General features: G+C 64.0%; 29 protein-coding genes. 21 read left to right on the top strand and 8 right to left on the bottom strand.

The window, feature by feature from the left end; translation table 11 throughout:
* Positions 1–29: 29 nt before the first annotated feature.
* Entirely contained in the window at positions 30–521 is a 492-nt protein-coding gene (locus GY791_14890; GenBank protein ID MCP4329711.1) for a hypothetical protein, read from the top strand.
* Here GY791_14890 and GY791_14885 read toward each other — a convergent pair.
* Positions 515–901 (bottom strand): hypothetical protein, encoded by a 387-nt coding sequence (locus tag GY791_14885; GenBank protein MCP4329710.1) that lies wholly within the window; start codon positions 899–901, stop codon positions 515–517. The genes GY791_14890 and GY791_14885 overlap by 7 nt on opposite strands.
* A 383-nt stretch (positions 902–1,284) precedes the next feature.
* Positions 1,285–1,551 carry an MmgE/PrpD family protein gene (locus GY791_14880; GenBank protein ID MCP4329709.1) on the bottom strand — a complete coding sequence of 89 codons (267 nt, stop codon included), beginning with the start codon at positions 1,549–1,551 and terminating at the stop codon, positions 1,285–1,287.
* On the opposite strand from GY791_14880, the gene GY791_14875 reads away from it, so the two are divergent.
* From GY791_14875 to GY791_14855, 5 genes are read left to right on the top strand one after another with little or no spacing between them, the layout of a single operon-like run.
* Positions 1,534–2,052 carry an ABC transporter permease subunit gene (locus GY791_14875; GenBank protein ID MCP4329708.1) on the top strand — a complete coding sequence of 173 codons (519 nt, stop codon included), beginning with the start codon at positions 1,534–1,536 and terminating at the stop codon, positions 2,050–2,052. The genes GY791_14880 and GY791_14875 overlap by 18 nt on opposite strands.
* A gap of 1 nt (position 2,053) precedes the next feature.
* A complete protein-coding gene (locus GY791_14870; GenBank protein ID MCP4329707.1) occupies positions 2,054–3,088 on the top strand; it encodes an isopenicillin N synthase family oxygenase in 1,035 nt (344 codons plus the stop codon).
* 25 nt (positions 3,089–3,113) lie between these two features.
* Positions 3,114–3,851, top strand: a complete 738-nt coding sequence (locus tag GY791_14865; GenBank protein MCP4329706.1) for a gamma-glutamyl-gamma-aminobutyrate hydrolase family protein — start codon at positions 3,114–3,116, stop codon at positions 3,849–3,851.
* A 58-nt stretch (positions 3,852–3,909) separates the two neighbouring features.
* A complete protein-coding gene (locus GY791_14860; GenBank protein ID MCP4329705.1) occupies positions 3,910–4,968 on the top strand; it encodes a hypothetical protein in 1,059 nt (352 codons plus the stop codon).
* 42 nt (positions 4,969–5,010) lie between these two features.
* On the top strand, positions 5,011–5,205 hold the full coding sequence (locus GY791_14855) for a hypothetical protein (GenBank protein MCP4329704.1): 195 nt from the start codon (positions 5,011–5,013) through the stop codon (positions 5,203–5,205).
* Between the two features lie 43 nt (positions 5,206–5,248).
* On the opposite strand, the gene GY791_14850 is transcribed toward GY791_14855, so the two are convergent.
* Entirely contained in the window at positions 5,249–5,767 is a 519-nt protein-coding gene (locus GY791_14850; protein ID MCP4329703.1) for a lytic transglycosylase domain-containing protein, read from the bottom strand.
* A gap of 95 nt (positions 5,768–5,862) precedes the next feature.
* A complete protein-coding gene (locus tag GY791_14845; GenBank protein ID MCP4329702.1) occupies positions 5,863–6,021 on the bottom strand; it encodes a hypothetical protein in 159 nt (52 codons plus the stop codon).
* 48 nt (positions 6,022–6,069) lie between these two features.
* Between GY791_14845 and GY791_14840 the strand changes: the two genes are divergently transcribed.
* The 4 genes from GY791_14840 (at position 6,070) to GY791_14825 (ending at position 9,776) form a co-directional block, all read left to right on the top strand.
* Entirely contained in the window at positions 6,070–7,305 is a 1,236-nt protein-coding gene (locus GY791_14840) for a 4Fe-4S binding protein (GenBank protein MCP4329701.1), read from the top strand.
* Positions 7,306–7,336: 31 nt separating this feature from the next.
* A complete protein-coding gene (locus tag GY791_14835) occupies positions 7,337–8,389 on the top strand; it encodes an FAD:protein FMN transferase (protein MCP4329700.1) in 1,053 nt (350 codons plus the stop codon).
* Between the two features lie 16 nt (positions 8,390–8,405).
* On the top strand, positions 8,406–8,945 hold the full coding sequence (locus tag GY791_14830) for a hemerythrin domain-containing protein (GenBank protein ID MCP4329699.1): 540 nt from the start codon (positions 8,406–8,408) through the stop codon (positions 8,943–8,945).
* A gap of 114 nt (positions 8,946–9,059) precedes the next feature.
* Positions 9,060–9,776 carry a Crp/Fnr family transcriptional regulator gene (locus tag GY791_14825; GenBank protein MCP4329698.1) on the top strand — a complete coding sequence of 239 codons (717 nt, stop codon included), beginning with the start codon at positions 9,060–9,062 and terminating at the stop codon, positions 9,774–9,776.
* Between the two features lie 94 nt (positions 9,777–9,870).
* On the opposite strand, the gene GY791_14820 is transcribed toward GY791_14825, so the two are convergent.
* The gene (locus GY791_14820) at positions 9,871–10,335 is read right to left on the bottom strand and encodes a GFA family protein (GenBank protein MCP4329697.1); all 465 of its coding nucleotides are present in this window, start codon (positions 10,333–10,335) and stop codon (positions 9,871–9,873) included.
* 296 nt (positions 10,336–10,631) lie between these two features.
* Here GY791_14820 and GY791_14815 point away from each other — a divergent pair, with 296 nt between their 5' ends.
* The 4 genes from GY791_14815 to hemN all read left to right on the top strand — a co-directional run bounded on the left by GY791_14815 (position 10,632) and on the right by hemN (position 14,028).
* The gene (locus GY791_14815) at positions 10,632–11,045 is read left to right on the top strand and encodes a hypothetical protein (GenBank protein ID MCP4329696.1); all 414 of its coding nucleotides are present in this window, start codon (positions 10,632–10,634) and stop codon (positions 11,043–11,045) included.
* 5 nt (positions 11,046–11,050) lie between these two features.
* Entirely contained in the window at positions 11,051–12,028 is a 978-nt protein-coding gene (locus tag GY791_14810) for a hypothetical protein (GenBank protein MCP4329695.1), read from the top strand.
* Positions 12,029–12,038: 10 nt separating this feature from the next.
* The gene (locus tag GY791_14805; protein MCP4329694.1) at positions 12,039–12,593 is read left to right on the top strand and encodes a hypothetical protein; all 555 of its coding nucleotides are present in this window, start codon (positions 12,039–12,041) and stop codon (positions 12,591–12,593) included.
* Between the two features lie 85 nt (positions 12,594–12,678).
* Entirely contained in the window at positions 12,679–14,028 is a 1,350-nt protein-coding gene (gene hemN, locus GY791_14800; protein ID MCP4329693.1) for an oxygen-independent coproporphyrinogen III oxidase, read from the top strand.
* A gap of 10 nt (positions 14,029–14,038) precedes the next feature.
* Here the strand turns inward: hemN and GY791_14795 are convergent, their stop codons facing one another.
* The 3 genes from GY791_14795 to GY791_14785 all read right to left on the bottom strand — a co-directional run bounded on the left by GY791_14795 (position 14,039) and on the right by GY791_14785 (position 16,278).
* Positions 14,039–15,223, bottom strand: coding sequence for an NnrS family protein (locus GY791_14795; GenBank protein ID MCP4329692.1), 1,185 nt, complete (start codon positions 15,221–15,223; stop codon positions 14,039–14,041).
* A 108-nt stretch (positions 15,224–15,331) separates the two neighbouring features.
* Complete coding sequence (locus tag GY791_14790; protein MCP4329691.1) at positions 15,332–15,769, bottom strand: Rrf2 family transcriptional regulator; 438 nt, start codon at positions 15,767–15,769, stop codon at positions 15,332–15,334.
* A complete protein-coding gene (locus GY791_14785) occupies positions 15,766–16,278 on the bottom strand; it encodes a GNAT family N-acetyltransferase (protein MCP4329690.1) in 513 nt (170 codons plus the stop codon). Before GY791_14785 ends, GY791_14790 begins: the two co-directional genes overlap by 4 nt.
* Before the next feature lie 207 nt (positions 16,279–16,485).
* Between GY791_14785 and GY791_14780 the strand changes: the two genes are divergently transcribed.
* From GY791_14780 to GY791_14750, 7 genes are all read left to right on the top strand, one after another.
* Entirely contained in the window at positions 16,486–16,893 is a 408-nt protein-coding gene (locus GY791_14780; protein ID MCP4329689.1) for a LysR family transcriptional regulator, read from the top strand.
* Positions 16,890–19,619 (top strand): molybdopterin-dependent oxidoreductase, encoded by a 2,730-nt coding sequence (locus GY791_14775; GenBank protein ID MCP4329688.1) that lies wholly within the window; start codon positions 16,890–16,892, stop codon positions 19,617–19,619. Before GY791_14780 ends, GY791_14775 begins: the two co-directional genes overlap by 4 nt.
* The gene (locus GY791_14770; protein MCP4329687.1) at positions 19,616–20,263 is read left to right on the top strand and encodes a 4Fe-4S dicluster domain-containing protein; all 648 of its coding nucleotides are present in this window, start codon (positions 19,616–19,618) and stop codon (positions 20,261–20,263) included. Before GY791_14775 ends, GY791_14770 begins: the two co-directional genes overlap by 4 nt.
* On the top strand, positions 20,260–21,132 hold the full coding sequence (locus GY791_14765) for a hypothetical protein (protein ID MCP4329686.1): 873 nt from the start codon (positions 20,260–20,262) through the stop codon (positions 21,130–21,132). Before GY791_14770 ends, GY791_14765 begins: the two co-directional genes overlap by 4 nt.
* Positions 21,133–21,176: 44 nt before the next feature.
* A complete protein-coding gene (locus tag GY791_14760) occupies positions 21,177–21,659 on the top strand; it encodes a GNAT family N-acetyltransferase (GenBank protein MCP4329685.1) in 483 nt (160 codons plus the stop codon).
* Between the two features lie 36 nt (positions 21,660–21,695).
* A complete protein-coding gene (locus tag GY791_14755) occupies positions 21,696–22,223 on the top strand; it encodes a GNAT family N-acetyltransferase (protein MCP4329684.1) in 528 nt (175 codons plus the stop codon).
* A 141-nt stretch (positions 22,224–22,364) separates the two neighbouring features.
* Positions 22,365–23,015, top strand: a complete 651-nt coding sequence (locus tag GY791_14750) for a transaldolase (protein MCP4329683.1) — start codon at positions 22,365–22,367, stop codon at positions 23,013–23,015.
* The last annotated feature ends 5 nt before the right edge of the window (positions 23,016–23,020 follow it).

Below are 23,020 nucleotides of genomic sequence, written 5' to 3'. Positions count from 1 at the left end.
TCACCTACGACAATTGGAACATCTACCACATGTCCGTCGGCGCCGGCGTCGATCCATTCGAGAAGCATGGCGCGGACGACATCGCGGCCTTCGAGAAGGTGGCCCGCGCCTGGTCCAAGGGCGCAAAACTGCTGACCGACGACCTCGTGCAGATGAACCTGGCCTTGATCAACGGCGAAATCGACTCTTGCCGCACCGGCGGCACCTACACCGCGTCGCCGGCCCGCCTCGACGGTGCAACCAACATTTGCGGGATCATGCCCGACGGCGGCCCGATGAACGGCAAGGGCGGCATCTCCTGGGTCGAGGATACTTCGGCCGTCGACAACGCCCAGGTCTCACCGTTGGCCGAGGATTTCCTCGAATCCGACACCGAAGATTGTGAGGATGACCTATGTGATGAGCCCGAGTTGTTCATCATGCCTGAGCACGGCGAGGACCAAACGGCACCGCTCAATCCCTTCGTTGGCCGACAACCTGTCGCACTCGACGACAGGCTATACTGCCCTACCCCTCACTGATTAAATAAGGAGCATTCTTCAAACTCGGCCTGATCGGTGCCGTCGGCGGTGCGCATCTTGATGCTCAGCCAGCCCTCGCGGACTTTCGATATCTCCATGTAGAAGTCCTTGCCGGTGTTGGTCTCCGGCGTGTCGAAGGCGATGCCATCGGCGGTTTGGCTGGCCTTGCGAACGTCCCAGTTACCGGCTGGCGTGCGCTTGTCGGGGCCATAGCCCTGGATGCCTGAGGCCTCGATGTGGAAGAAAAACAAGGGACTACTGCAGCCGCCGGCGCCCCACATGCCATGGTAGTCGGGCGGGATCGCGCCCTTTGCCGCCCAGGCGTCTTGGGAAATCAACAGAACCAGTAACGCGCAAATCGCACCAGTGACCGTCTTCACGGGTCGCCTCCCTCCTGAGCCCAAACTGCCACTATTCTTAGTAGCGGAAGTTTTGGGGATGGTGAACTGCAATGTCTTCACCGCATCGCCGCTGGATCGGGCAAAGAGGATCTTAACCGTGCTTGGGGTCGAAGAGCCAGCCGCTAGCGATGACCGAGTTGATCTTACTACTTATTCGTCGCGGTTCTCCCGCTTATCCAGGGCGGGCTTCAGATCCGTTGCTTTTTGAGCGGCGCGATCAGCCAATCGAGACTTGTTTCCTGCTTGGGTTTCCACAAACGCTCGATCAGCGCGTCCTGTTCGGCCTAGTTTTCGGCAAAGAAGAAGTACTCGCGGAGCTTGGCCTCGATTTCCCTGTCGGAGAGGGGGTCATTGGGGTCTCCCTAGGGGTAGTCGCGTTCGCCATGAATCGTCGAACTGTCCGCTAGGGTGATTGTGATCGTGCACTTGGACTTCGCGGGATAGGCTTTCGTGATCTCGGAGTCTTCGACGACGTCGATCTTCGGGATGAGTTGCGTGAGGGCCAGGTCCCTGCAATACGGTTCGTTGAAATCCTCGTATCGGATCGGCTTGAGCAGGGCCGCCGCGACGCAGTACGGGATCGAGTGGGTCCGTCCGGCGCGGCTGTTTGGATGATGCGGGGGCGGCATATCTACCAGCGCATCGTGCTGTTGCCGATCTTCTTTCCGCAGGCGGTTCTGGGCCTCGCCTTGCTGATCTGGTTCAGCGCCGTCGGCATCATCCCGGACTGGCGGACCGCGGTGCTGGCGCATCTCGTCTGGATCACGCCGATCGTGACCTTGGTCATCTCGATCCAGGCATATTCGTTCGACCCCGCGCTCGAAGAGGCGGCCTACGATCTCGGCGCGTCGCGTTGGCAGACCCTGCGCGAGATCACCTTGCCGGTGTTGTGGCCCGGTATCGTTTCGGGCGGACTGTTCGCGTTTCTGCTGTCGTGGGGAAATTTCCCCTTGTCGCTGTTCACCACCGGCGCCGATCAAACCGTGCCGGAGTGGCTTTATGCCAAGATGATTTCGGGCTATACGCCCCTAGTGCCGACGCTGGGTGCGCTGACCACCGGAAGCGCGGCGCTGGTCCTAATTCTCGGCTATACTCTTTGGGTCGTGACCAAACGCGTACGTGGAGACTGACATGGCGGAGCAGGTCGATCTCGATCAAGGATTGGTCGGCGAACGCATCCCGCTCGAAGCGGTGCCGGTGATCGACTTCGAACCCTTTCGCCTGGGCGGTTTCGATGCCCGCGTCGGGGTCGGCAAACGGATCGGCGACGCGTGCCGGAACATCGGCTTCTTCTATGTGAGAAACCATGGTGTTCCCGACGCCTTGGTGGCGCGCACGTTCGCCGAAGCAAAGCGTTTCTTCGATCTGCCGGCGGAACGCAAACACGAGATCGCTATCGAGAATTCGTCGTGCCATCGCGGCTTTTTCGCTCTCGGCGGCGAAAACCTGGACCCGGCAAAGCAGCGCGAGCAAGGCGATTTCAAGGAAGGCGTCAAGATCGGGCGCGATTTGCCCGAGGATCACCCCCTGGTCGCGGCTGGGACGCCCCTGCACGGCGCCAACCAGTGGCCTTCGAGCTTGCCCGGCTGGCAGGGCGCGATCAAGGCCTACTATGAATCGATGGATCACCTGGGCCGTCAAATCATGCGCGCTTTTGCGCTGGCGCTCGACATCGACGAATGTTTCTTCGACCCGAAGGTGACCGAGCCGATGACGACGCTGGGCCCCTTGCACTATCCGCCGCAGCGCGGCCGCATCACCGAGCAGCGGATCGGGGCCGGCGCCCATACCGACTTCGGCTGCGTGACCATGCTCGCCCAGGACGATGCCGGCGGGCTTCAAGTTCGCAACGCCGCCGGGCGGTGGATCGATGCGCCACCGATACCCGGTACGTTCGTCATCAATGTCGGCGACATGATGGCGCGCTGGACCAACGACCATTTCGCGTCAACGACCCACCGTGTCATCAACATTTCGGGCATGGAGCGCTACTCGATGCCGTTCTTTTTCGACCCCAATTTCGATGCCGAGGTGCGTGCCCAGTCGACCTGCACCGGGCCGGACGACCCGGCGAAATATCCGCCGACGACCGGCGGGCAGCATCTTCTCGACAAGATCAACGAGACCTTCACCTATCACCGTGAAAAGGACGTCGGCGGGTCGTGACCGGCGGACCAAACGGGGCCGGGCGATGAGGCGCCCGGTGGTCGGTCTGACCGCCGATTGCCGCGATATCGGCGGCCAGCCGATGCATGTGCTGGGCGACAAATATGCCCGTGCCATTGCCGATATCGCGGGTGCCACGCCGCTGATCGTGCCGGCGATGGCGGACACCCAGGATGTCCGCCAATTGGTCGGCCTGCTCGACGGCGTGGTGCTCACCGGCAGCCCGTCGAACGTCCACCCGGCGCGCTATGGCAGCCAACCGGGACCCCGTTTCGAGCCCTACGACGAAGCCCGCGATGCGGTCGTTTTCGCGCTCGTCGACCGCGCGCTCGAATCCGGCTTGCCGACGCTTGGGCTGTGCCGTGGATTTCAGGAGATCAACGTCGCGCGGGGCGGCTCCTTGGTCCCCGAAATCCATGCCATCGAAGGGTGCTTGGATCACCGCCGGCCCGACGGCGATGATCGCGATATCCAGTACGGGCCCAAGCACGCCGTCCGGTTCGCGCCCGGCAGCCGGTTCGAGGACATCGCCGGCGGCCCCGAGATCATGGTCAACTCGGTCCACGCCCAGGGCCTCGACCAACTCGGCGACGGCATCGTCATCGAGGGCTGGGCCCCCGACGGTACACCCGAGGCGCTGCGCGTCGACGGCGTCGCGGGCTTCGCCCTCGCCGTGCAATGGCATCCGGAATACAAGGCCATGGAAAACGATTTCTCGCGCCGTCTCTTCGCCGCCTTCGGCGACGCCGTGCGGTCGAGATAGCTGGATCGAACGACGGGCCCCGGCCGGCCGCGCGCGGCGGCCGCGAAGCGAATCATAATTGGCTGCGGTGGGGAAATCGATGGGTCATGCGGCACCGAGATGGCTTTACGTGTCGGCCTGCGGCTTGGTCGCGATCATCATCGTCGGCTCGTTTCTGTTTTCGCCGAAACGCGAAATCGGTGACTGCGTCGGCACTGTCTATTTCACGTGGGGCGGCAACCTGACCCACAATTGCGACAGTCGTAGCATCGCGAAAGATGCCGAAAATCCACGCGGTTATGTGGCCGACTCGTCGCCGTGGCGGACGCGCCCGGTCTACGTCTTTTCCCTCGGTGCGATCTCGCTGGTCACGGTCCACTTGGCGGCACCCATCGAGCGCCTGATGACAACCATCGACGAGTCTCGAACGAGCACCGTTCCGATCGCCGCGCTGGCGCGGTACGGTCACGTTTACGCCGCCGGCTTCATCTTCAACGGTCTCGTGCTGTGGCTCGCCATCTATCTCGGCCACCGCAGCTTTCGGTTCAGCCGTTTCGGCCAGGTCGCCGGACTGATCGCGCTGTGGTGCGCGAGCGACCTCGTCGCCGGATGGTTCTGGGTGACCCATTCCATATTCGTCAATCTGCTGATCCCGGTCGGCGGTCTCAGCGCCTTTCTGCTCGGAACGGCAATAGCTCGGCAGAGCGCTGTTCGGATGACGCTGTGGGGCTTGTTGCAGTCGCTCGCCGCTCTGACCTACGGCTTCGCGCTGATATGGCCGATCCTGACCGGTTTGGGCGCGCTCTGGGCGATCGCGTCTTGGCGTCTTCGGTATCGAGAGGTCTCTCGCGCTTTTTTCTGCTTTGCCCTCGCGTTCTATCTGCCAATCGCGGCATGGGTCGGAAGCTATCTGTTCGGCGGCTTAACGCTGGCCCATGAAATCGATTGTTGCGGTCAGTTTTCTTGGCTACCGCGTGCTCTCGACGGGGGCGATGTAGTCGCCGAAGCCTTCCGCCAAGCAACGCTGATCGCGCGAAATACGGCAAAGCACTTGAATTGGCCGGGAGCGGTAGTCGCAGCCATGCTGCTCGCCGCGCTGGTGTTCTATTTCAGGGGTGCGGAACGGAAACATGGCTAGCGCGATCCGGTCCTGACGGGGTGCCTGTTCACGGTCGCGGCGATGGTCCTGTTCAACTACCTTCAGGGTTTTCACCCGCCGCGCCTGCACATGGCGCTGCTGCCCTTCGCCGTGACTTGCGCGGCCTATCTCCTCGATCGGGCGGACCGGCCGCGGCTGTCGGTAGCATCGCTGTGGGGCTTCGCGGTCTTGGAATTGGCGCTTGGCTTGTCGGCACCGGCCGTCAGCCAGACGTGACGAACAGGGACACGCTTTCGAGGGTCATTCGCGGATCCGGCCCTCAACAAGGGCGGACGATCTTGTCGGATCCGATCTCGAAGCAGGAGGATGCCGCCGCCGTTTTCGAGGCTTCGGGCCTGGGCGCTTGCGGCGCATCGGCCGCCGCCGCTGCGACATCCCCACCGCTCGAGCTCGCGGTCAATTCTCCTTTGTAGAGGCCGAAGACCTTGCGGACATAGGCTCGCGTCTCGTCATAGGGTGGAATTCCGCCGTGTTTCTTGACCGCCTGTTCGCCGGCATTATAGGCGGCCACGGCCAACACCGTATCGCCAGCGAAATAGCCGAGCAGCCAGCGCAAGTACTTCATCCCGCCTTCGATGTTCTGGCGAGGATCAAACGGATCTGCAACGTCGAGTACAGTTACCACCGCCGTCTCGGCGCCGGGACCTGCCATTAGGTTCGAATTGGGGTTGGCAAAAAAAACGCCTTCCGCGCGGCTTGGTGCCGCGGCGATCAAGATGCCCAATAAGCAAGGCATGCCATCCATGATCGAAACATCGCATGAGCATAGCATGCGCATCGAGACCCGGGTGGCCAAATCGGTTGGCGATATTCTGCAGCATCCGACCGCGCGGTTACGCCGGAGTAGCCCTCCCCGGCCCGCCGAAAGAACTTCTACAGCGATTTTGACATTTGCTGCGTCGGAATTGAGGTATGCATCTTGATCGATTTCACAGCGTCATCCCTATTCGGGATGGCGATGACGATTGTTGCCATCATGAGCACGGCGGCTACGGCAATTCCGCGATAGACCGTGCGTTCCATTTCCAACATTTTTTTGCCTCCGTCAGACTTGCCGACGCGCTAATGTGAACCCGAGACATTGAATTTCTGAAAAGCGCGGGCCACCCGAATCGCGGCCTCATCCAACCGGTTGACCGACATCAATGCAGCGCCTTTGGCCCCCGAATAGCGTGCTTTCCGACCTTGTTGGGCGACAGGCCAAGAGGACGATGCAGGGTGCAAGCAGGACAATGCCGAAAGCGTAGCGCGACACAGGTTCGCCGCCATGGGGCCACGCCGTGGTGGGCGGCGCCTGCCGCCTTGCTGGCCGCCCCGACAGAGGCCGCCGCGGTCGAAAGCGCGCTGGCACGGGAAATTGCCATTTGGGAGCCGGTGTGGCGCGGCCAGATCGTCGATATCACGATCCTGGTCCTTGCTCTCGGCGTATTGACACTGATCTTTTTCTGCCAGGACTGGCTCGCCCGGCGGCCCCATTGGACCGCGCGCATTCGCATGGGATTCCTCGCCTTCACCGTCGCCTGGCTTGGCTTCTATGCCGGCGCCCAGCTCTCGGTCGCCCACGTTCTTTCGTTCATCGATGCGATACTGACCGATTTCCGGTGGGAGCTTTTCCTCGCCGAGCCACTGATCTTTGTCCTGTGGCTGTCGGTCGCGGCGTCTCTTCTGTTCTGGGGCCGGGGGGCGTTCTGTGGCTGGCTGTGTCCGTTCGGCGCCCTGCAGGAGCTGCTCAACAAGGTCGCCAAACTGGCCCGTGTTCCTCAGCTGGCATTGCCCTGGGGTCTCCACGAGCGCCTGTGGCCGGTCAAGTACGTCGTATTTCTCGGCCTGTTCGGGCTTTCCCTCGGTTCGTTGGACCTAGCGTTGCAATATGTCTACGTCGAGCCCTTCGCCGCCGTCTTCCCGCTCGCTTTCGACCGCGCCTGGCCCGCCGTCGCCTATGCCGGCGTGCTTTTGTTTGCCGGGCTGTTCATCGAGCGGTTCTTCTGCCGCTACCTCTGTCCCCTCGGCGCGGCATTGGCGATCCCGGGGCGAATTCGTATGTTCGAATGGTTGCGGCGTTATAAGGAATGCGGTTCGTCGTGCGACCTCTGCGCACGCGAATGCATGGTCGGCGCGATCCACCCCGACGGCAGTATCAACCCCAACGAATGCCTCTACTGCCTGCATTGCCAGCAGGTCTACTACGACGATCACAAATGCCCGGTGCGGATCGAAAAACGGCTCAGAATCGAGCGTCGCCTCGCCCGCCAGTCGAAAAGCGCGTCCTCCCGTGCCGGTGCCGAGGTCGCCTCGTCCGTTGATCAAGATCAATGAAGGACCGCGGGCAGGCAGAGATAGTCGGCCGGTGATCGATATAAAGCATTCCCCGCCGCACGCACGCCGCCGGGACCCATGCGCCGGGCCGATCAGTCGTCGGCGGGCGATCACCATCGCCGGCTGCGCCGCCGCGGCCTCGCTTGCCGGCTTCGGAACCTGGCCGACGCAAGCGGCGTCCCTGGTCCGCTGGCGTGGCGTCGTTATCGGCGCCGACGCGACGCTCGTGATCGCGCACCATTCCACCGAGAGGGCGCGGGCACTGATCGCGCGGTGCCTCGACGAGATCCGGCGACTCGAATCCTTGTTCAGTCTCTATGCGCCGGACTCGACGCTGGTACGGCTCAACCGCGATGGCCGCGTGGGCCGGCCACCTCTCGACTTTTACCGCCTGCTTGCCGATTGCCGGCGGTTTCACCGCGCCACAGGTGGTGCCTTCGATCCCTCGATACAGCCCGTGTGGCGCCTCTACGCCGACCACTTTGCCTCCGCCGACGATGCGGAGGGACCGGCGGCGGGCGAAGTCGCTGCTGCCCGCGCCCGCGTGGGCTTTACCGCCGTCGACATCACGCCCGACGTCGTAGCGTTCCGGCGGCCATCGATGGCGTTGACGCTCAACGGCATCGCCCAGGGCTACATCACCGACCGGGTTACCGACATGCTGCGCGATAGCGGGGTCAGCGACACGCTCGTCTCGTTGGGCGAGACCCGGGGCCTCGGCCGTCATCCGGACGGGCGTTCTTGGCGGGTCGGTCTGTCGACGGGCCGGGACAACGATCCATCGCCGCCGACGATCGAACTGTCGGATGGCGCGGTCGCGACGTCGGCCGGCAGCGGGACCTTGTTCGAGCCGAGCGGCAGGTTCCATCACCTGCTCGACCCCGAAACCGGCGCGGCATCGCATGCGTGCCGCAGTGTATCGGTCGTCGCCGCGCGCGCAACCACCGCCGATGCGGTGTCGACGGCGCTCGCCGTTCTACCGCCGGAGCGGGCCGAGAGCGTCCTGCATACCGCCGGCGCGGTTCGCGCCTTCATAACTCTGCAGACCGGAATCCGGCGCGAAGTCGCCGCAGCGCCGGCCTGAGCGAAGAGAGGATACCATGGCCGAGACGCTGCGCATGCTGCGCGAGGAGCACGCCAACCTGTGGCAATTGCTGAACCTGATCGACGCCCAGCTCGATGCCTTCGACCGAAACGAATCCGTGGATTACGAACTGCTCCACCTCGTCCTTCAATATTGCCAGAGCTTCCCCGATCGCTTCCACCATCCGAAGGAAGACCTCATCCTCGAGCGCCTGCGGGAACGCGCGCCGGCGGTCGCAGCATCCTTCGAGACGCTCGAGAACGAGCACAAATTGCTGGCCGAGGAAACGAACCGCTTCGCCGACCGTGTCGAACAGGTAGTCCAGGATTCCCAGGTTCCGAGGACGCAGCTCACCGAGCTCGGCCGGGCCTTTGTCACATCCTATCGCCGGCACATGAAGTTCGAGGAGGATGTCTTCTTCCCGGCGGCGGAAAAGCACCTCGAAGACGGCGACTGGACACGGGTCGATGCCCACCTCCACGAACCCGCCGACCCGCTCTTCGGTGACCAGGCGGTCGAAACCTATCGCCGCCTTCGCGATATTATTTCCGCCTAACGCCCCGCCAATCCGATCTATTCTGCCGTCCTTGATCGGAACCCCTGTTTCCGCCGATACTTCGCCGGCAAGTCGGCGCGTGGCGCGCCGCCAAGGGGTCCGCGGAGGGCTATGGTGTCGGATAACACGGCGGCCAGTTTTCTCGGCAAAACGGGCATGGCCCAGGCCGATTTCGATCGCGTGGCGCGGACGCCCCTATTTGTGCGCCTTCCCGCCGAGAGGCTGCAGACCTTGCTCACGGAGGCATTGGTGAAGCCCTACCGACGCGGTGAGATCCTGTTCTTTCAGGATGAGCCGGCGGACCGTTTTTTCTTCGTCCTCGACGGGTGGGTCAAGATCTTCCGCCTTACCTCGCACGGCGAAGAAAGCGTGATCAACGTGTTCACCCGAGGCGACTCGTTCGCCGAGGCGGCGATCTTCGAGTTGGGCACGTTTCCGGTCACCGCCCAGGCGGCGGAGGATTCGCGGGTGCTGGCCATAATGGCAACCCCCTTTCTGCGAAAACTGAGCAGCGAGCCCGAGCTCTGCCTCAACATCATGGCGTCGATGTCCCGCCACCTGCGCAGCCTGGTCAGTCAACTCGAGCAGCTGACGACCAAGTCGTCGGTGCAGCGGCTCGCCGAGTTCCTCGTCCACATGGCGCCCTATGGCAGCGGTGCGGCGGAGATCCGACTGCCGGTCGACAAGTCGCTCATCGCCGGGCGGCTGGGCATGCAACCGGAAACCCTGTCCCGATCGTTGTCAAAGCTGCGCAGCGTGGGCGTCGATACACGCCAGGATCGGGTCCGCATCGACGACGTCGCGACGTTGCGTGATTTCTCGCAGAACTAGGGCGGATACCCACAAATCACGCGCACCAAGCGACGCAACATGCGGACATCGACATTTATTGCCCTCTGATCATCCGCCAAGCTGACGCGTGCTGCTAGCCGGCGGGCAAGCCCTCGCTGACCGGGCCGTGGCGCAGTGGCGCGCCGTCGCGGGTGAAGCCCCGATAGCGGGGTAGATTGTCGGCGACGTCGAACCACGGGATGCGCTCAGGTTCGAAGGCGTGGGCGGTCGGCACCAGAACATCCGGATTGTCGAATGTGCTGATGTGAAATTCGAGGATCCGGCCCCGGTCGTCGCTGTCGCCCTCCCAGGTCAGCGGCGTCCCGCACCTGCCGCAAAATGCGCGGCCGATGCCCGCCGATGATTCGTAAATCTTGCGCTCGTCGCCGCTGAATACGACCTGATCCGCCGTGAACCCCGCCAGCGTCACCACCGCCGCCCCGTTGTGCTTGCGGCAGCTGTGGCAATGGCAGTGGATGACGCCGAACGATTGGCCCGTCGTCTCATAACGCACCGCCCCGCACATGCAGCCACCGGTCATTTTCACGTCGTCACTCATGATCCCCTCCATTTGTGCCGTGGGGCGCGATTGGGCGGCATCGTCGCATCCGGGTGCCGCCACGTCGAGGGCCAGAGCGTCCAAACGCGGCAGGATCGGGTCGGCATCGACGATGTCGCGAAGTTACGGGATATTTCGGAGAATTTGGCCGCGCGGAATCGCGTGCGCCAATATGTCGCCCGCTGTTCGCTTTGCGGGCCATGGGTTTCGATGATAGGGTAGATCGTCAAGGGTTGTTCGTTGCCCGGGTTGCCGGCGCTCCCCGTTCTGTTTTGGAAACGGAACGAGGGTTTAGTATGGCTCGCCGATCGACACATCGAAATCTTTCAAGTATCGGAATCGGTGACGTTCGCCATTGCTTGGTCGTGCTTGCCACGGCGCCGCTCGTTGTCGGGCTCGTTATCGTGCTCCACATCGAAGCCGCCCATGCCGGCCAGATCTACGGTCAGATCACCAATGACGGCCGCACCGTCGGACCCGGTATCCCGATCGTCATCGATTGCGCGCTGAACAACCGCGATGAACAAGTAACGGACATGTTCGGTTCTTACCGTGCTTATCTGCCGCGCACCGGCGATTGCAACGTCACCGTCACCTACGGTGGGAGTCCAATTACACTTTCGCGAGGTGCCCGGTCCTATGATGAACCCGTCCGCTATGATTTCGACATCGTCGGCACGGCCCCGAACTACTCTCTGAGGCGCCGGTAGATCCGATGGCGGAACCAAAGGATTTCTGGGACAAGCTCGACATTTTGCTGCGACCCTTGGGTGCCGTTCTCGCCGGCGCGGTTATCGTATGGCTTGGGTTTATCAGCCGCGATTATCTCGAGGACCGGCAGCGGATCGAGGCCAAGCAGCTCGAAGATCGACAGCGGATTGAGGCAAAGCAGCTCGAAGAGCGGCAGCGCGTCGAGGCCAACCAGCGGCTTCTCGCCGATCTGATCAGCAACCGGGAGAAATCCGAAAGCGCACTGCGCAAGGACATGTTCGCCGAGATCATCAAGACCTTTCTGACCCCGGCATCGGACGAGAGCCGCGATGTACTCAACATCGAGATCCTTGCCTACAATTTTCATGAGGTGCTCGATCTCGGTCCGCTGTTCAAGGCGGTGTACAGCAACATACGGAAGAAGCAGGCGAAGGCTGATGTCGGCAGTGAGAGGTGGGAGGAGTACCGAACCTACCTCAAGCGTCTCGAACAGGTCGCGGGCGAAGTCATTCGGAAGCAGACGACCGCTCTCGAGCGCGACGATAACTTGGCCACGGGAATCGTGCGCTTCGAAGAGGTCGCCGCGTCTCCTAAAGGAAGCAAAGTGGTGATCGAGCAGCGGATCCTGGCGGGTCGTGGTTTCCAGCTCGAAGTCCTCGACGTCTACGAGGAGCGAAAGGAACTCGACGTAAAACTCAGTATCTGGTCGCCCACCGACGACGATAGCTGGATTGCAAGCTACGGCATATTCCGGGTCGGCTTCTTCGACTTTCCGATGATCGACAATACGCGCCTCTCCGGAGGCATGCGATGTGCGGTGGTTCTGACCAAGTTCAAGGAAGAACAAGGTAGCGCTGAGCTTGCGCTGATCTATTTTCATGAATCCCGCGCTAGCCTCAAGGAGAAGCCTTATTACGAAGAGGTCATCAAGAATCTGCTCGATACCAGCCGAATTGGCGTGACGGCGGTGGACGAAGAGTGAGGCGGTAATCGTGCGAACCGCAAGCAAACCCGCCCCGGCCTTCGGATTGCGCCGATTGATGTGGAGCCTGGCAGTGACGCTGCCACTTCTCATCGGTGGGCCCAACACCGCATGGGCCGACGACGAATCGCAAGACGAGAACGGCGATACGCCCGCCACTGAGGAGACTAGTCCAGCGGATTCCGAGAGCGAGGACACGGCAACCGAGGACAATGACGAGCCTAATCCGGAGGAGAATGTCGAGCCCGACCCGGAGCACGTCGAGACAGCCACCACGGAAAGAATCACCATCCTCGTCATCGGCGATGGCGGTGATGGATCGGACGCCGCCCCGGTCGAGGGAGTCGCTGTGACGCTGACCCGCCGCGCCGGGACCGATGATCGAAAACTCAGCGAGATTACGCGCGGCAACGGCGAAGCGGTTTTCAAGGACGTCGAATACGGCACCGTCGTCATTCGCGCCCACAAGACCGGCTACAAGACGGGCGGCGATACACTCGACCTGGACGAACCGGAAGAGAGCGTAACCATAATCATCGAGCCGGCGCCGCCGCCGGAGGGATAATTTCGCAATCCGGCGCACCGCCCGATGAGATATCGGATTTGATCGAAATCAACGCGCGCCGTGGCGCGGCGATTAGACTCGGGCCATGCTCGAACGTCAGCGCCAATACCTGGACCGGCAGGTCCCCCGCTACACCAGCTATCCGACCGCGCCGCACTTCAACGACCGCGTGGACGGCGCCACCTATGAGTCGTGGCTTTACCAAACGCCGACCACGGCATCGCTGTCGCTGTACCTCCATGTGCCGTTCTGTGCCGAGATGTGCTGGTATTGCGGTTGCCACACCAAGATCGCGCGGCGCTATGCCCCGATCGCGGATTATGCGACGACGCTCGGCGACGAGATCGATCTCGTCGCGTCCCGGCTGCCGGCTCGGATGGAGGTGGTATCGGTCCATTGGGGCGGCGGCACTCCGACCATGTTGTCGGAACGGGACTTCGCCGCCCTCATCGCGCGCATCGGTAAAGGGTTCGCGCTTGGTAGCACCACCGAGATCGCCGTCGAGGTCGACCCGCGCACCTTGACCGTGGATATGGCGCGTGCGCTCGGCACGGCAGGTGTCACCCGGGCCAGTCTCGGTGTCCAGGATTTCAACGACGAGGTACAGCGCGCGATCAACCGGGTTCAACCCTTCGCCGTGACCGCCGAAGCGGTCGAGAACCTGCGCCGCAACGGTGTCGGGCGGATCAATTTCGACCTCATGTACGGACTTCCCCGGCAAGACGTCGACGGCGTAATCCGTACCGTCGACAGGGCGGTAGAACTGGCGCCCGACCGCATCGCGCTCTTCGGTTATGCCCATGTCCCATGGATGAAGCGGCATCAGCGCCTGATCGACACGGCGGCGCTGGCGGACGGCCCGGGCCGGTTGGCGCAGCTCGACGCGGCGACGCGACGCCTCGCCACGCACGGCTATCGCCGGGTCGGCCTCGATCATTTCGCGCGCGCCGGCGACAGCATGAGCGAGGCGCTCGCCGACGGCCGCCTGAAGCGGAATTTCCAAGGCTATACCGTCGACCCGGCAAGCGTTTTCCTGGGTTTCGGGGCATCGGCGATCGGCAGCCTGGCCCAGGGTTACGTACAGAACGCGGTGCCGATCAAGACCTATCGCGATGCGGTCGCCGACGGCCGCCTGCCGGTGGCCGGCGGAATTGCCATCGACGCCGACGATCGTCTGCGCCGCGAGGTCATCGAAAGATTGATGTGCGATTCGGCCGTCGACCTCGACGAATCGATTCGCCTTCACAGCGTCGAAAGTTCGTATTTCGATGCCGAACTCGAAACCCTGCAAGAGTTCGCGCGCGATGGGCTGGTGCACATGGATGGCCGCCGTATTGCCCTCACCGAGGCGGGGCGTCCATTCGTCCGCAACGTCGCCGCGGTCTTCGATCGTTATCTGGAAAGCGGCCGCGGCCGCCATTCGCGCGCGGTCTAGCGCGAGAGCGCTATCCGGGCCGCCCATCGATTCGGGGGCGCATCATGATCGGGATCGCCCAAACCGCAAACAAAGCGAACGCAATCGCCCACAGGGCGCCGGCCACGGCGATGTCCTCGAGGTACAGGTGCGGGACCACCATCGGCCCGAACACGCGCACGACGGCGGCGGCGTGAAGCAGGACATAGGCCGCCACGACCGGCACGGCGGCGGCGATCGGGCGGCCGGTATGGCCGAGGGTGGCGCGCGACATGACCGCCAGCATCAGTCCGCCCATGCCGCCGATGGTCAGTGCATGGAGCGGTGCGTCGGGCGCGATCGGGGCGCCGAACGCGACGGCGGCGATCAGCGCGAATCCGATCACCAACCAAGCATACCCGGCATGCAAGGCCCACAGGATCGGCTCGCCTAACGTTGCCATGCCCTGCCAGCGAGACATCCGGGCAGCGTGCAAGACCGCCAAGGCCGCGAACAATGTGCCGGCAACAACGCCGGCGACGCCGGCCAGGCCGAGACCGAGCACGGCCACGGTGGCCAATATGACCGCTTTGTCCAATGCGGCGGCGGGGACAATCGGGTCGGATTCGTCACGGCGTTTCAAATAGTTCGCCGTGAAGCTCGGGATCACCCGGCCGCCCATGACGGTGATCAGGACGACGACCGCGTAGATGCCAAGGCGCAGGCACCACGATGGATCGACTGCCGACACCCCGAGAACGCCGGCCCACAGCAACACGTCGCCCAACCACAGCACGATGACGATCGGCGCGAAGACGAGCTGCCGGCGCAGGCCCTTGGCGACCAGGGGGACAAAGATGGCGACCAGGAGACCGGGCAAGAATGCCAGATCGACGACGGCGACCAGCCAGGCGGGCACGATCGCGGTGCCCCAAACGGCCGCGCGCCCGGCAATCCAGATGCCGAACAGGACCGCCAGCGGCATGCCGCGCAACGGGGTACCCGCGGTCCAATTGGGCGCCGCGGTGAGGAAAAAGCCGCCGATCGCCGCGACACCAAAGCCGTAGAGCATTTCATGTCCGTGCCACACCGACGGCGCCAACAGAGGCGGTACCGACAGGCCGGCGGCCAGCACGAGGACCCAATAGACCACGGCCAGCGCGGCATAGGCCGGCGCCGCCAAAAAGAAGAGGCGAAAGCCGTGGGACAAGAATATGGGCACGGAACGGGGGCTCACGAGCGAACGCACCGGAAACGACCATTGCATGACGACAATGTGGTCCGGTTTCCGACTGGCACCCTTGATTGCCGTCAACCGGTGCCGCCGACAATGCGACGGCCGGCCCTATTGGGCGGCCGTCCGGTCGGCCTCGGGACGTCGCTGGCGGGCGACGATCTTCAGCATCGTCGAAATGGTGATCGAGCGCAGCGTGGCTTCGGCGATCTCATCGATTTCGTCGAGTACGATTCCAAGCGCGGCACCGACCGCTGTCTCATATCCGGCCTGTCCCGCCGGCTCGTCGCCGCGCACCGGCTCGAACAGGCCGATGATATCGATCAACGTCGTCCGCTTCGGGTTGCCGCAGAATTGATAGCCGCCGCCGGCGCCGCGCACCGACCTGACCAGACCGGCACGGCCCAGCGTATGCAGCACCTTGGACAGGTGGTGGGTCGAGATGCCGTAAGTCTCGCCGATCTCGGTCGCCGATAGCTGCCGGCCCGGCTCGGCGGCGAGTTCGAGGACCGCATAGACGGCGAGCCGGCTGGAAATCTGCAGCTTCATCGCGCGATCTCCCCTGTGCGGAATACGGCAACGAATTCCTCGTCGAGGGGTTTCTCGAGCTGGATATAAGGACCGGCCATCATCCCGTGGCTGCGAAAAAACGACATCAGCAGATGATTGTCCCGCGAAAGCATGGTCCGGATCTTGTCGACGCCGATGGCGCGAAAACGTTCCGATATGGCATCGAAGAGGTCGCTGCCAATGCCCTCGAGGCGAAGGCCCGGCGCCACCGAAACCGCGAACACCCACCCGCACGGCGCCGAGCCGAATTCCCAGGCACGAACCTCGCCGATAATGAATCCAACGACGTCACCGGACCCGGTTTCGGCGACCAGCACGTAGCGGCCCCGCTGACGGGTGCCGAGATAGCGTTCGAAGAGATTGTGCCAATATCCCGTTTTCGCGACGCCGGTCACCTGCGCATCGAGCCGGATGACGGCGGTCACGTCGGCGGCGACCCCGTCCCGGATGCGATGGGCGGCCGTTCGCTGCGGCGGTTTAGACGCCATGGTCATTGATCGCGGGCAAAATCCCGGTCCTGCTGGGGCGCGGATTGATCAAGATCAAAGACCCGATTCCTCCGTTTGAAACATACTGGTGACGGTCGCGTTGAAGAGTCTACACCGAAATCGGTATTGAAGTGCGGAAATATGGGTTTAGCGGACGCGACACGGCAGGGAACTGGAAATCCGTTCGATTTGAATGAGAGGCACAAAATGAAAGCGTCACTGGTAGCGGGCATATCGAAAACAGAACGCATCACGGTGGACCGCGATCGCACGGTCGGATTCATCGGCGACGACGACCGCGTCTATTCCACTCCCGCGCTCGTCAATGACATCGAAGCGCTTTGTCGCGACCTGCTGCTCGACCACCTCGATTCCGGCGAAGACTCGGTCGGCACGCGGGTCGAGATCGACCACATCGCGGCGACGCCCGAGGGCATGTGGGTCGACATTACGGCCGTCCTGGAGAAAATCGACGGCCGTGGATGCGTTCTCGTTGTCGCGGCCCATGATGCCGTCGAGCCGGTCGCGAACTGCCGCCATCATCGCTTCATCATCGACCTCGAGAAGACCAAGCAACGGCTTGCGGCAAAAGCCGCCAAGGCCCGCGCCGCATGACCGTCGCCGACCGATCGGTGACCAAGGTTCCGACCTGGTGCTACCAATGCGTGGCCGGTCCTGACCTGCTGACCGTGACCGTCGAAGACGGCGTCGCCACCGAGGTCGAGCCGAATTTCGGCGCCGCCGACATGCATCCCGGCGGCGGCAAGGTCTGCGTCAAGGCCTATGGCCTGATTCAGAAGACCTACAACCCGCACCGGATCCTCACCCCGATGCGGCGCACCAATCCGAAGAAGGGGCGCCACGAAGATCCCGGCTTCGTTCCCATCAGCTGGGACGAGGCACTTGACGACATCGCCACGCGGCTTCTCGACATCCGCCAACGCGGACTGCTCGACGAGTCCGGCTATCCACGGGTGGCGGCAAGCTTCGGCGGTGGCGGCACGCCGCAATCCTACATGGGCACGCTACCGGCCTTCCTGGCCGCCTGGGGGCCGATCGATTTCGGCATCGGCAGCGGCCAGGGCGTGAAGTGCTATCATTCGGAGCATCTCTATGGCGAGCTGTGGCACCGCGCCTTTGTCGTCACCCCCGACACGCCCCGCACCCGTTACCTCGTCTCTTTCGGCAGCAATATCGAGGCGTCGGGCGGGGTCGCCGGCGTCTGGCGCCACGCCGAAGCACGCGAGCGCGGTCTCAAGCGCGTTCAGGTCGAGCCCCATTTGTCGGTGACCGGCGCCTGTTCCGCCGAGTGGGTGCCGATCCGGCCCAAGACCGACGCCGCCTTCATGTTCGCCATGATCCACGTGCTGTTGCACGAAGCCGATCGCACGCGTCTCGACCTCGACTTCCTCGCGGTGCGTACCGCCGCGCCCTATTTGGTCGGGCCCAACGGCTATTACCTCCGGGACCCCGACAGCAAGAAGCCGCTGGTCTGGGATACCGAAACCGAGAGCGCCAGGCCGTTCGACGATACCGCGGCCCAACCCGCGCTCTCCGGGCACTATCAGGTCGACGCCATCGAGGTCGGGCCCGACGAGGCGATATGGCGACACGACGCGGCGATCGCCCGGCCCGCCTTCGACATTCTCGCCGAGCATGCCGCGCCCTGGACACCCGAGTGGGCAGCCGCGATCTGCGACGTGTCGGCGGCATCGGTTCGCCGCGTCGCCGCCGACTATCTCGACAATGCCTGTGTCGGCGAAACCATCGAAATCGACGGCCACGAGCTCCCCTTCCGGCCGGTGGCGATCACCCTCGGCAAGACGGTCAACAACGGCTGGGGCGGCTACGAATGCTGCTGGGCACGGACGCTGCTCGCGTGCATGGTCGGCGCGCTCGAGGTTCCGGGTGGCACCCTCGGTACCACAATCCGCCTCAACCGCCCGATGAGCGATCGTCTCGAGAGCGTTCGCTCCGGCGCCGACGGGTTCATGGACTTTCCGTTCAATCCGACCGACCGCGATCACTGGCAGGGGCGGCCCAACGTGCGCAACGCCTATCGCACGCTGGTCCCGCTGGCCGCCAACTCGCCATGGAGCCAGGCCCTCGGCCCCACCCATCTGGCGTGGATGTTCCTCGACGACCCGCCGGAAAACCTGCCGCCGGCGACCTATCCCGAACTGTGGTTCGTCTATCGCACCAATCCGGCGATCTCGAACTGGGACGGACCGGGTCTCGTCGACAAGATGGCGCGGTTCCCGTTCGTCGTCGCCTTCGCCTATACCGACGATGAAACCAACCACATGGCGGACATCCTGCTGCCCGAGCGGACCGACCTCGAAAGCGACCAACTGATCCGCATCGGGGCGACCAAATACGTCGAACAGTTTTGGGACTGCCAAGGCTACGCCCTCCGCCAGGCCGCGGTCGCGGGACGCGGCGACACCCGCGACATGACCGACATCGCGACCGAGCTCGCCCGGCGCACCGGTCTGCTCGCCGACTACAACGCCGCCATCAACAAGGGCACGGCGGGCGTCGCGCTGTCCGGCGACGGCTACGATTACAGTCTCGATCCGGACACCGCCTACCCGGCCGAGACGATCTGGGACCGCTCTTGCCTTGCGGCCAGCGCGGAACTCGGCGGTGGTGACGGTGAGGGCCTCGATTGGTTCCGCGAACATGGCTATCGGGTGGTGCCGTTTTCCGAGCTCAATTGGTACCTCTATCCCTCCATGGTCGAAAAAGGGCTGCGCTTCGAACTGCCCTACCAGGAACGTTTGCTGCGCATCGGCCGCGAACTCGCCAACCGACTCCACGATCACGGCATCGAGTGGTGGGATGCGCAGTTGGACGAATACAGCGCGCTGCCGGCTTGGAAGGATTTCCCCGGGCTCTGGATGAAGGAGGCCGGCGACGCGGACGGTGATGTCGCGGACTATCCGTTCTGGCTGCTGACGGCGCGCAGCATGCAATACGCGTGGGGCGGCAACGCCGGCATTCAGCTGATGAACGAGGTCGCGGGCAACGTCGCCGGCCACGGCGGCGTGGTGATCAATGCCGGACGGGCGGCCGAACTCGGCATCGCCGACGACGACATGGTCGAGGTCCGTTCGGCGCTACGGGCGACGCGGGGCCGGGCGATCCTGCGCCAGGGCATCCGTCCCGATACGCTGCTCATGATCGGTCAGTTCGACCACTGGAAAACGCCCTTCGCCAAGGACCTTGCCACACCGAGCCTGAATACCGTCGCCCCGATGTCGATGGGGCTGACCGATGCAACCGGATCCGGTGCCGATCTGGTCCGGGTGGCGGTCGAACCATTGGGAACACGGCGTTGACCCGATATGTCATGGTCGCGGACCTGCGCCGCTGCGTCGGCTGCCAGACTTGCACGGCGGCGTGCAAGCACGCCAATGCGACGCTGCCCGGGGTGCAATGGCGTCGGGTGCTGGACATCGAGGTCGGCGAATACCCCGACGTTCATCGCGTCTTCGTGCCGACCGGCTGCCAGCACTGCGCCAATCCGCCGTGCATGGACGTGTGCCCGTCGACGGCGACGCGGCAGCGCGACGACGGCATCGTCACCATCGATTACGACATCTGTATCGGCTGCGCCTATTGTGCCGTCGCCTGCCCCTATGACGCGCGCTTCAAGGTCACCGATACCGCTTTCGCCTACGGCGAAGACGCAATGGCGCACGAAGAGAAGCGCCACGATCCGCGGCGCCTCGGCGTTTCCACCAAATGCACGTTTTGCGCCGACAAGGTCGACGCCGGATGCGCCCAGGGATTGACGCCGGGCGTCGATCCCGACGCGACCCCGGCCTGCGTCAATTCGTGTATCGCCAAGGCGCTCCATTTCGGCGACATCGACGACCCCGACAGCAACGTCTCGCAAGTGTTGGAGGAGAATGCCCATTTCCGCATGCACGAGGAACTCGGCACCGAGCCAGGATTCTACTACCTGTGGGATCGCAAATGACCGCCGTCGGGCCTCGGCTCCAGACCGCCTGGGATTGGCGCGCCGCCGGTAATTTCATCGGTGGTGGCAGCGGTGCGGGTCTGTTGTGCGCCGCGGCGATCGGCGCGGTTGGCGGCGGTGATCCGCGGCTCTCGACGACAATGGCCCTGATTCTCATCGCCGCCGGTTTGGGATTGGTGTGGCTCGAGATCAGCCGCCCGTTCCGTTTCCTCAACGTCTACCGCCAACCGGCCCGGTCGTGGATGACGCGGGAGGCCTACGCCGCCCTGCCGGTGTTCGCCGCCGGCGCCACGGCCGTGTGGTTCGCCGACCCGACGCTGACGGTGATCGCCGCCGGCTTCGGCCTGATCTTTCTCTACTGCCAGGCGCGCATCCTCCAGGCGGCCAAGGGGATTCCAACGTGGCGCGAGCCCGCCCTGCTGCCGCTCGTCATCGTCACCGGATTGACCGAAGGAACTGGCTTGTTCGTTCTAATCGCCGCGATCGGCGCGTCGCTTCCGCAATGGGCACCCATGCTGCTGGCGCTCTGGCTCGCTGCTCGCATCGCCTCGGGCTCGATCTACCATCGACGCTTGACCGACGTCGGCTGCCCAGTCCGCGCACTCGATGAGCTCGAACGCTGGAAGACGGCCTTCCTGGTCCTCGGCCACATGCTTCCGTTCGCCTTGCTCGCGCTCGGCTGGCTCGCTCCGCCAACGATGGGGGTCGCCGCCGCGCTCGCCGCGGTCTGCGCCGTCGCGTCCGGCTGGGCGCTCAAATTCGTCATCGTCACACGGACCGCCCACACCCAGGGCTTCGCGCTCCTGCACCGGCCGGCTCGCGGACCCGTCGGCAGCGGCGGCGGACATGTCAAGCCGGGCTGGTACTAGGCCGAGAACACCGGCCGATCGATTAATAGGGAAGGAGACACAGGATGACAGCAAACGACGAAGCGGGAGATGGCGTGGGCGAGGTCCGGCCATTGACCATCGATGATTTTCAGGCGGTCGTCGCCATCGACAGCAAATTGTCGGGAAGCTGGCGCCAGGCCTTCTTTTCGAAGCGCCTCGCGGCAGCCTTGGAGAAGCCGAAGGATTTCATCTATGTCGGCGTCGACCGGGATGGTGCGCTGGCCGGATTTGCCTTCGCGCACCTTCTCGAAGGGGAGTTCGGCGGCACCGGGACCGTCGCCGTGCTGGATGCCATCGGCGTCGATCCCGATCGCCAGGGCGCGGGTATCGGCCACCGTCTGATGGACGGCCTGATCGCGGTCATGAAGCATAAGGGCGTGCGCGAGATGCAAACCCAGGTCGATTGGCGCGACCACGATCTCATGCGGTTCTGCGAGGCCAGCGGGTTCGTCCGTGCGCCGCGGCTCGTCCTCGAACGCGATACCGGCTCGCCCTTTCTGCAGTAGCCGTCCGTGAATCACACAGCTCGGAGGAAACAGACCATGGCCCAACAGGAACCCGACGTCGTTGAGCTCGATTTCAGCGCCTCGTCGAGCGACGATTTCGAGGCACTCTCTCATGACACCGTGCCGGTGCGCAGCCTGGTCCCCGGCGACCTCGACGCGCTGGTCCGGATCGACCACAAGATCACCGGCCGCGACCGTCGCCCCTATTACATTCGAAAGCTCGCCGAGACCCTCGACGAATCCGGTATCCGCCTGTCGCTCGTCGCCGAAATCGACGACCACCCGGTCGGCTTCGTCATGGCCAATGTCGACTATGGCGAGTTTGGCGTGACCCAGCGCGAGGCCGTGATTCACACCATCGGCGTCGATCCCGATTACGCGCATCGCCATGTCGGCACCGCCCTGCTGTCGCAGTTGCTGGCCAATCTGGCCACCCTCCGCGTCGACACGGTGATGACCGAGGTCGACTGGAACGGCCGCGAAACGAGCGGGCTGCTCGCTTTCCTCCGTCATTGCGGCTTCGTCCCCTCGCCCCGAATCTCGCTGTCGCGGGAAGTCTCGTGACCGCGGTGTAGGTCCGCATCGGATACGGCGCTCGCCGAAATCGAATCGACCGCCTCGCATGAGCCGCCGGGGCCGCGGAGGCGGTGGCCAAAGAGTAGATTTTGCGCCACAACTACGGTCGACCAACGACGCGCCCGGGCGATGCGACTCTTTATCGACAGTGCGGAATCCGACCGGTGGCGGCGCGCCCACGCCAAGGGGTGGCTGTTCGGCGCGACGACCAACCCGGTGATCCTCCAGCGCGCGGGGGTACCGGTGGAGGCGGCAACCTATGCGGCCCTCGTCGAGGATGCCAAATCGCTCGGGCTCACCGAGCTACATATACAAGCGACCGGAAGCTCGGTCGACGCGCTCTATCGAAGCGGTCTCGCCATCGCCGCCTTGTGGGAGCGGGTGGTCGTCAAGGTGCCGATGACCGAGGCGGGACTGGCGGCGGCGGCCCGGCTCATGTGCGACGGCGTCAGGGTCACGCTCACCGCGGCCTACTCGGCACAGCAGGTCGTTGCCGCCTGCGCCGCGAACGCGGCTTACGTCGCGGCCTATTTCGGCCGCCTGGCGGAAGCCGGGAACGACGCCGAAGCGGTCTTCGAGCGCATGGTGCGCATTCGCGCGGCGAGCGGCTGCGGCACCCGTATCCTGGTGGCGAGCCTGAGATCGCTCGATCAATTGGAGATGCTCGCCGCCATGGGTCACGACACGTTTACACTGACCCCCGACCTCGCCGACCGGCTCGGCACGGACCCATTCACCGATGTCGCGGCCGACGACTTCGAGGCCGCACGGCGGGACTAGAGCCT

The sequence above is a fragment of the Alphaproteobacteria bacterium genome (assembly GCA_024244705.1).
Classification (GTDB): domain Bacteria; phylum Pseudomonadota; class Alphaproteobacteria; order JAAEOK01; family JAAEOK01; genus JAAEOK01.
This window is presented reverse-complemented; position numbering and strand designations above follow the sequence as displayed.

What these genes read in the sequence shown, in the direction of transcription:
- GY791_14760 (MCP4329685.1), top strand. Translation starts at nt 21,177, where the DNA reads ATGACAGCAAACGACGAAGCGGGAGATGGCGTGGGCGAGGTCCGGCCA.
- GY791_14780 (MCP4329689.1), top strand. Translation starts at nt 16,486, where the DNA reads ATGAAAGCGTCACTGGTAGCGGGCATATCGAAAACAGAACGCATCACG.
- GY791_14755 (MCP4329684.1), top strand. Translation starts at nt 21,696, where the DNA reads ATGGCCCAACAGGAACCCGACGTCGTTGAGCTCGATTTCAGCGCCTCG.
- GY791_14865 (MCP4329706.1), top strand. Translation starts at nt 3,114, where the DNA reads ATGAGGCGCCCGGTGGTCGGTCTGACCGCCGATTGCCGCGATATCGGC.
- GY791_14775 (MCP4329688.1), top strand. Translation starts at nt 16,890, where the DNA reads ATGACCGTCGCCGACCGATCGGTGACCAAGGTTCCGACCTGGTGCTAC.
- GY791_14820 (MCP4329697.1), bottom strand. Translation starts at nt 10,335, where the DNA reads ATGAGTGACGACGTGAAAATGACCGGTGGCTGCATGTGCGGGGCGGTG.
- GY791_14750 (MCP4329683.1), top strand. Translation starts at nt 22,365, where the DNA reads ATGCGACTCTTTATCGACAGTGCGGAATCCGACCGGTGGCGGCGCGCC.
- GY791_14810 (MCP4329695.1), top strand. Translation starts at nt 11,051, where the DNA reads ATGGCGGAACCAAAGGATTTCTGGGACAAGCTCGACATTTTGCTGCGA.
- GY791_14765 (MCP4329686.1), top strand. Translation starts at nt 20,260, where the DNA reads ATGACCGCCGTCGGGCCTCGGCTCCAGACCGCCTGGGATTGGCGCGCC.
- GY791_14815 (MCP4329696.1), top strand. Translation starts at nt 10,632, where the DNA reads ATGGCTCGCCGATCGACACATCGAAATCTTTCAAGTATCGGAATCGGT.
- GY791_14850 (MCP4329703.1), bottom strand. Translation starts at nt 5,767, where the DNA reads ATGCGCATGCTATGCTCATGCGATGTTTCGATCATGGATGGCATGCCT.
- GY791_14875 (MCP4329708.1), top strand. Translation starts at nt 1,534, where the DNA reads ATGATGCGGGGGCGGCATATCTACCAGCGCATCGTGCTGTTGCCGATC.
- GY791_14870 (MCP4329707.1), top strand. Translation starts at nt 2,054, where the DNA reads ATGGCGGAGCAGGTCGATCTCGATCAAGGATTGGTCGGCGAACGCATC.
- GY791_14830 (MCP4329699.1), top strand. Translation starts at nt 8,406, where the DNA reads ATGGCCGAGACGCTGCGCATGCTGCGCGAGGAGCACGCCAACCTGTGG.
- GY791_14845 (MCP4329702.1), bottom strand. Translation starts at nt 6,021, where the DNA reads ATGTTGGAAATGGAACGCACGGTCTATCGCGGAATTGCCGTAGCCGCC.
- GY791_14880 (MCP4329709.1), bottom strand. Translation starts at nt 1,551, where the DNA reads ATGCCGCCCCCGCATCATCCAAACAGCCGCGCCGGACGGACCCACTCG.
- GY791_14785 (MCP4329690.1), bottom strand. Translation starts at nt 16,278, where the DNA reads ATGGCGTCTAAACCGCCGCAGCGAACGGCCGCCCATCGCATCCGGGAC.
- GY791_14855 (MCP4329704.1), top strand. Translation starts at nt 5,011, where the DNA reads ATGGTCCTGTTCAACTACCTTCAGGGTTTTCACCCGCCGCGCCTGCAC.
- hemN (MCP4329693.1), top strand. Translation starts at nt 12,679, where the DNA reads ATGCTCGAACGTCAGCGCCAATACCTGGACCGGCAGGTCCCCCGCTAC.
- GY791_14890 (MCP4329711.1), top strand. Translation starts at nt 30, where the DNA reads ATGTCCGTCGGCGCCGGCGTCGATCCATTCGAGAAGCATGGCGCGGAC.
- GY791_14790 (MCP4329691.1), bottom strand. Translation starts at nt 15,769, where the DNA reads ATGAAGCTGCAGATTTCCAGCCGGCTCGCCGTCTATGCGGTCCTCGAA.